The sequence below is a fragment of the Actinophytocola sp. genome, from assembly GCF_036402745.1.
Classification (GTDB): Bacteria; Actinomycetota; Actinomycetes; order Mycobacteriales; family Pseudonocardiaceae; genus Actinophytocola.
The window spans coordinates 1-7,063 of record NZ_DASWSJ010000047.1; the positions used below are offsets into that span (position 1 = coordinate 1).

General features: G+C 70.0%; 8 protein-coding genes. 7 read left to right on the forward strand and 1 reads right to left on the reverse strand.

The genetic code is table 11. From position 1 onward, the window contains the following. Positions 1 to 607: gamma-glutamyltransferase (locus tag VGD70_RS05000; RefSeq protein ID WP_331078577.1), on the forward strand; the 607-nt coding region annotated here is incomplete at its 5' end. 34 nt (positions 608 to 641) lie between these two features. On the opposite strand, the gene VGD70_RS05005 is transcribed toward VGD70_RS05000, so the two are convergent. After that, entirely contained in the window at positions 642 to 938 is a 297-nt protein-coding gene (locus tag VGD70_RS05005; protein ID WP_331078579.1) for a hypothetical protein, read from the reverse strand. Positions 939 to 1,049: 111 nt separating this feature from the next. On the opposite strand from VGD70_RS05005, the gene VGD70_RS05010 reads away from it, so the two are divergent. From VGD70_RS05010 to VGD70_RS05035, 6 genes are all read left to right on the forward strand, one after another. Then, on the forward strand, positions 1,050 to 3,074 hold the full coding sequence (locus tag VGD70_RS05010; protein ID WP_331078581.1) for a protein meaA: 2,025 nt from the start codon (positions 1,050 to 1,052) through the stop codon (positions 3,072 to 3,074). Between the two features lie 4 nt (positions 3,075 to 3,078). After that, entirely contained in the window at positions 3,079 to 3,963 is an 885-nt protein-coding gene (locus tag VGD70_RS05015) for a transporter substrate-binding domain-containing protein (RefSeq protein ID WP_331078582.1), read from the forward strand. Positions 3,964 to 4,132: 169 nt separating this feature from the next. Continuing rightward, positions 4,133 to 5,035 (forward strand): ectoine/hydroxyectoine ABC transporter substrate-binding protein EhuB, encoded by a 903-nt coding sequence (gene ehuB, locus VGD70_RS05020; protein ID WP_331078584.1) that lies wholly within the window; start codon positions 4,133 to 4,135, stop codon positions 5,033 to 5,035. A 10-nt stretch (positions 5,036 to 5,045) separates the two neighbouring features. Further along, positions 5,046 to 5,774, forward strand: coding sequence for an ectoine/hydroxyectoine ABC transporter permease subunit EhuC (gene ehuC, locus VGD70_RS05025; protein ID WP_331078586.1), 729 nt, complete (start codon positions 5,046 to 5,048; stop codon positions 5,772 to 5,774). Then, positions 5,774 to 6,430 carry an ectoine/hydroxyectoine ABC transporter permease subunit EhuD gene (gene ehuD / locus VGD70_RS05030; protein WP_331078588.1) on the forward strand — a complete coding sequence of 219 codons (657 nt, stop codon included), beginning with the start codon at positions 5,774 to 5,776 and terminating at the stop codon, positions 6,428 to 6,430. Before ehuC ends, ehuD begins: the two co-directional genes overlap by 1 nt. A 4-nt stretch (positions 6,431 to 6,434) precedes the next feature. Further along, positions 6,435 to 7,063, forward strand: a 629-nt coding sequence (locus VGD70_RS05035) for an amino acid ABC transporter ATP-binding protein (RefSeq protein ID WP_331078590.1), incomplete at its 3' end; no start/stop codon positions are given.

Sequence of the window (7,063 nt, forward strand, 5' to 3'; positions counted from 1 at the left end):
CAACCACTTCGTGGTGAGCGACAAGTGGGGCGACGTCGTGTCGTACACGAACACGATCGAGCAGCTGGGTGGCAGCGGGATCGTCGTGCCGGGGCGGGGTTTCCTGCTCAACAACGAGCTGACGGACTTCAACTTCGCGCCGACGCAGGGCAGCGCGCCCGACCCGAACCTCGCGGCGCCGGGCAAGCGGCCGCGCTCGAGCATGTCGCCGACCATCGTTCTGCGGGAGGGCAAGCCCTTCCTGGCCGTCGGCTCCCCGGGCGGCGCCACGATCATCACGACGGTGCTGCAGATCCTGATGAACCGGGTGGACTTCGGCATGGCCCTGCCGGACGCCATCGCGGCCCCGCGGGCGTCCCAGCGCAACGCGGCGTCGACCCAGGCGGAGCCGGGGTTCCTGGCCGAGCCAGCGGTGGCGGGTCTGCGGGCGCTGGGGCACAGGTTCGACGTTCGGGACACGTCACCGCTGGATCCGAGCATCAAGATCAGCCCGGATATCGGGGTCGCGTCCGGGCTGGAGTTCGCGGGGCGCGGGAAGGTGATCGCCGCCGGGGAGCCTCGGCGGCGGGGTGGCAGCTCGGCCGGGGTGGTGGACGCGGCTCGCTGACTCAGCCCGGCCCAGCCTGTCACCGGGAAGCCGGTCAGGAAGGGTTCTGGTGCAGCAGCACGTCGATGGCGGCCGCCTCGTCGTTCGGAAAGACGAGGATCCGCAGGCCGACGCCGTCCTCGGCGGGCACCGTGGTGGCCGACACCCCCGCGCGCCGCAGCTGCGTCTCGACCACGCGCGCCGCCGTCGAGGACGGCACCTTGGCCACCTCGCGCAGCAGTCCGTAGTCCTTCCGGTGCGCCCTGTCCGTGTCGAGACTGGACGCCCACCGCAGGACCAGCGCCAGCACGCCGAGGACCACCAGCGGGATCAACAGGGTGTAGTAGCCCACGGCACCATTGTCGCAAGCCGGCGCAAGCGCGTGCGGCGTTCACCACAACATCTGCCGTGCGGGTTACCGGCCAGTACCCTCAGAAGACCGACGGGTCAACGGAGGTGTCCGATGCCGTATCCGACCGACGACGAGCGGGACCGCCCGTGGGTGATGCGGACCTACGCGGGCCATTCGTCCGCCACCGCCTCCAACCTGCTCTACCGGCGCAACCTCGCGAAGGGCCAGACCGGGCTCTCGGTCGCCTTCGACCTGCCCACGCAGACCGGCTACGACCCCGACCACGTCCTCTCCCGCGGCGAGGTCGGCAAGGTCGGCGTCCCGATCAGCCACCTCGGCGACATGCGCCAGCTCTTCGACGGCATCCCGCTGGCCGCGGCCAACACCTCGATGACCATCAACGCCACCGCCATGTGGCTCTTCGCCCTCTACGTCTCCCTCGCCCAGGAGCAGGCCGACGAGCAGGGCGCGGACTGGCACGAGGTCGTCGGCAAGCTCACCGGCACCACCCAGAACGACATCATCAAGGAGTACCTCTCCCGCGGCACCTACGTCTTCCCGCCCGGCCCGAGCCTGCGGCTCATCACCGACGTGGTCGCGTGGACCGTCGCCAACGTGCCCAAGTGGAACCCCACCAACATCTGCAGCTACCACCTCCAGGAGGCCGGCGCGACCCCCGTCCAGGAGGTCGCCTACGCCATGTGCACGGCCATCGCCGTGCTCGACTCCGTCCGCGACTCCGGACAGGTGCCGCAGGACAAGATGGGCGACGTCGTCGCGCGCATCTCCTTCTTCGTCAACGCCGGCGTGCGGTTCGTCGAGGAGATGTGCAAGGTGCGCGCGTTCGCCGAGCTGTGGGACGAGATCACCCGCGACCGCTACGGCGTCGAGAACCCCAAGCACCGCCGGTTCCGCTACGGCGTCCAGGTCAACTCGCTCGGCCTCACCGAGGCGCAGCCCGAGAACAACGTCCAGCGCATCGTGCTCGAGATGCTCGCCGTCGCCCTGTCCCGCAACGCCCGCGCCCGGGCCATCCAGCTCCCCGCGTGGAACGAGGCACTCGGCCTGCCCCGCCCGTGGGACCAGCAGTGGGCGCTGCGCATGCAGCAGGTCCTGGCCTACGAGACGGACCTGCTGGAGTACGAGGACATCTTCGACGGCTCCGCGGTCGTACAGTCCAAGGTGGACGAGATCGTGGCCGGCGCCAAGGCGGAGATCGACCGGGTGCAGGAGCTGGGCGGCGCGGTGGCCGCGGTCGAGAACGGCTACATGAAGACCCAGCTCGTCGGCTCGCTCGCCGAGCGGCGCCGGCGCATCGAGACCGGCGAGGAGATCGTCGTCGGCGTGAACCGCTTCGACACCACCGAGAAGAGCCCGCTGGAGGGCGACGGCGTGATCGAGACGATCAAGCCCGAGGTCGAGCGCGAGGCCGTCGAGGCGCTCGAGCGCTGGCGCGCCCAGCGCAACGAGTCCGAAGTGGACAAGGCGCTCGAGCTGCTCACCTCGGCCGCCCGCACCGACGCCAACCTCATGGAGGCCACCCTCGAGTGCGCCAAGGCCGGCGTCACCACCGGCGAGTGGGCCGGCGCGCTGCGGGAGGTGTTCGGCGAGTACCGCGCGCCCACCGGGGTGTCCGGCGCGTCCGCGTCCGGTGAGGCGTCCGGCGACCTCGCCGCCGTCCGCGACCGGGTCCGGGCGACCGGCGACGAGCTCGGTGGCCGGCTGCGCATGCTCGTCGGCAAGCCCGGCCTCGACGGCCACTCCAACGGCGCCGAGCAGATCGCCGTTCGCGCCCGCGACGTCGGCTTCGAGGTCGTCTACCAGGGCATTCGCCTCACCCCCGAGCAGATCGTGGCCGCCGCCGTGCAGGAGGGTGTGCACGTCGTGGGCCTGTCGATCCTGTCCGGCTCGCACCTCGCGGTCGTGCCCGAGGTCGTCGACGGGCTGCGCGCGGCCGGCGCGGCGGACGTGCCCGTCGTGGTCGGCGGCATCGTCCCGCCGCAGGACGCCCGGGTACTCCGGGAACGCGGCGTCGCTAGGGTGTTCACGCCCAAGGACTACGAGCTCACCGAGATCATGAACGAGATCGTGACCGTGGTCCGCGAGGCGAACGGGATTCCCACGACCTCGGGGTGACCACATGGCCTGGACGCGGCGCCAGTTCCTTTACCGCACAACGGTTCTGGGCGCCGCGGCCACCGCGGGCTGCTCGTCCCGCATCGGCGGCACACCCACCGCCGACCCCGCCGCCCGGCCGTCCGCGACCGAGTCGACGAGCGCCGCGCCCCGGCAGGTCAGGCTGGGGATCGTGGCGTTTCGGCCGTACACCGTCGAGGACGGCGGGATCAGCGGGCCGGTGCCCGACGTGGCCCGCGCGGTGCTCGAGCAGCTCGGCGCGCCCGACGTCAAGATCGTGCTCGTGCACGAGGAGGCGCAGCTGCTGGCCGGGCTCCAGGCAGGGTCCTTCGACCTGGTCGGCGGCCTCGCGATCCGCAAGGACCTCTGCGCGAGCGTGACCTTCACGGACCCCGACTACGTGTCCGGGACCGCGCTGATCGTGCCGGCCGGCAACCCCCGGGGTGTCAAGACCTACGCCGAGGTGGCCGCCACCGGCGCCAAGCTCGCGGTGATGGAGCACCTGCCCGAGGAGCAGGACGCGGTGGCCGCCGGGGTGCCCGCGGGCAACATCGTCCGGCTGCGGCTGCCGAACAACCTGCTGGACGCCGTGCGGCACGGCCTGGCCGACTGCGCCGCGTTCGACGACCTCAGCTCGCGCGACCTGGTGCAGACCAGCGGCGCCCCGCTGACGGTCGTGGAGCCGTTCACGCCTGCCCGCAGGCTGCCGCTGGTGGGTGCCTACGCGTTCCCGAAGGACGCGACCGACCTGCTCGACTCGTTCAACAACAGGCTGCGTGACCTGCACAACAGCGGCGACTGGATGGCCATCGTCGCGCCGTTCGGGCTCACCCGGCACAACGCGCCGCCGGCCGGCCTGACCACCGAAATGGCCTGCGCGGGGACCTGATCTCGGAGGTCGGCAGGTTCCTGCCAGCGTTACGGAACGCCAGGTCTCTTTTTGCTAACGGCCGTCGTTGATCATCGGTCCACCTTTGACCGGGTCAGACGATGCCCCTACGTTCGGTGGTCACCAAGGATGCTGACGCACGTGCGGGTACGAAAAGGACTGGCGAACGATGGCGACGGATAACTGGACACGGCGGGACTTCTTCAGGTTGAGCGCGGCGACGGGAGTGGTCGCACTCGGCGGGCCCGCGTTGCTGGCGGGTTGCTCGAAGGTGCCGGAGGCGGGCGCGGGCGGCGCGCTGCAGCGGGCCAAGGACGCCGGGTCGATCAAGATCGGCATCGCCGGCGAGATCCCCTACGGCTACACCGAAGGCGGCAAGGTGACCGGTGAGGCGCCGGAGGTCGCCAAGGCCGTGTTCAAGGCCATCGGCGTCAACGAGGTGAAGCCCACCCAGGTCGAGTTCGGCCAGCTCATCCAGGCTCTCAACGCCGGCCAGTACGACATGGTCGCCGCCGGCATGGCGATCCTGCCCGACCGGTGCAAGAACGCCCAGTTCTCCGCGGTCGACTACGTGACGCCGACCGCGCTGCTCGTGCCCAAGGGCAACCCGCAGCAGATCACGAACTTCGACGACCTCAAGGCAAAGGGCCAGACCATCGCCGTGCTGTCCGGCACGGTCGAGCAGGCCGTCGTCGAGTCCCTCGGCATCCCGAAGGACAAGATCCAGCCCTACGACGGCCAGCCCGAGATGCTCCAGGCGCTGCTCGACCAGCGTGCCTACTGCGGCGCGCTGACCGACATCTCGCTGCGCCGGATGCTCCAGGACAACCCCACCGCGCCGCTGGAGGTCACCGAGGGGTTCGTGCCGACGATCAAGGGCAAGGAGCAGATCCAGGCCGGTGGCTTCGTGTTCCGCAAGGGTGACGACGACCTGGTCAAGGCGTTCAACACCGAGCTGAAGAAGCTGCAGAGCAGCGGCAAGTGGCTCGACATCGTCACGCCGTTCGGCTTCACCGAGGCCAACCAGGTCCCCGCGGACGTGACCACCGAGAAGCTCTGCCAGGCCGCATAGGTACCCGGACATGTTCGACAACGTGCCGTTGTTCGTCGAGACGATCCTCGACGGGCTGCTGTTGACCGTCGAGGCCACGCTCGGCGGCATCCTGATCGCGACCGTCCTGTCGTTCGTCTTCGGGCTCGCGATGCTGTCCGGCTCCCGGACGGTCCGGGTGATCGCGCGGATCTACGTCGAGGTCTGGCGCGGCACCTCCGAGGTGGTCCAGCTGATCTGGATCTACTTCGTGCTGCCGATCCTGGTCGGCTACCAGATCGTCCCGCTGATGGCCGGCATCCTCGTGCTGGGCCTGAACTTCGGCGCGTACGGCGCCGAGATCGTCCGCGGCGCCATCCAGTCGGTGCCGCGGGCCCAGTACGAGGGCGCGATCGCGCTCAGCCTCACGCCCGCGCAACGGATGCGGCGGGTGATCCTGCCGCAGGCGCTGGTCGAGATGGTGCCGCCGTTCAACAACCTGTTCATCCAGCTGCTGAAGGGCAGCGCGCTGCTGACGATCATCACCGTGCACGAGATGACCTACCAGGCCCGCGAGGTGCTGGTGGACCGGTTCATCTCGCAGGCGTGGCTGATCTGGCTGCTCGTGCTGCTGTTCTACCTGGTCCTCGCGGTCCTCATCACCACGCTCATGCGGTTCGTCGAGCGCCGCGCGGCCCGGCTCGTCGGTCGCGGGCCGAGCAGGGCGGCGCGGGCCAGGGCACTGCAGGTGACCGCCGACGCGGGTGCCGGGGTGCACTGATGAACTGGGACTGGAACTACGCGCGGCAGGTGTTCCCCGAGATCGTGGGGAACGGCCTGCTCGTCACCATCGAGGCGACCGTGCTCGGCTCGATCCTCGCCTACGTGCTCGGCCTGGGGCTCGCGCTGCTGCGCCGGTCGCCGGTCCGCATCGTCAGCGGGCTGGCCTGGGCGTTCATCGAGATCATCCGGAGCACGCCGCTGATCGTGCAGGTCTTCTTCGCGTTCTTCGTGCTGCCGGACATCGGGCTGAAGTTCGACGCGCTGACCACCGGCGTCATCGTGATCGGCCTGCACTACGCCACCTACACCGCCGAGGTCTACCGCGCCGGCATCGAGGCGGTGCCGCCGGGGCAGTGGGAGGCGGCGAAGGCGCTGAGCCTGCCGCGCGCGCGGACGTGGCTCGCGGTGATCCTGCCGCAGGCCATCCCGCGGGTGCTGCCCGCGCTGGGCAACTACTCGATCTCGCTGCTCAAGGAGACGCCGATCCTGCTGACCATCGGCGTGCTGGACATCGTCGGCGCGGCCTACCAGGCGGGCTCGCGGGCGTTCCGCTACCCCGAGCCGATCACGATCGCCGGGGTCCTGTTCCTCGTGCTGAGCTACTCAGCCTCGCTGCTCGTCCGACGGTTGGAGCGCCGTGTCGCAACCCACTGACGTCATGATCCGGTTCGATGGCGTGGTCAAGAAGTTCGGCGACAACGTCGTCCTCGACGAGCTGGACTTCGCGGTCAGGCCGGGGGAGTTCGTCACGCTGATCGGGCCGAGCGGCTCGGGCAAGACGACGATCCTGCGGCTGCTGATGACCCTCGAGCAGGTCAGCGGCGGCACGATCCACGTCGACGGCGAGTCCCTGAGCCACATGAAGCGCGGCGACCGGCTGGTGCCCGCCGACGAGAAGTACCAGCGGCAGCTGCGCAAGCGGATCGGCATGGTGTTCCAGCAGTTCAACCTGTTCCCGAACATGAAGGTGCTGCAGAACATCACCGAGGCGCCGATCCGGGCGCTGGGCCTGTCCCGGGTCGAGGCCGAGCAGCGCGCGCACGAGCTGCTCGACCTCGTGGGCCTGTCGGAGAAGGTCGACGCGCATCCGTCGCAGCTCTCCGGCGGCCAGCAGCAGCGGGTGGCGATCGCGCGGGCGCTCGCGATGCGGCCGCAGGTGCTGCTGCTCGACGAGGTGACCTCCGCACTCGACCCCGAGCTCGTCGCCGGCGTGCTGGCGCTGCTCAAGGACATCGCGCGGACGACGGACATCACGTTCCTGTGCGTGACGCACGAGATGAACTTCGC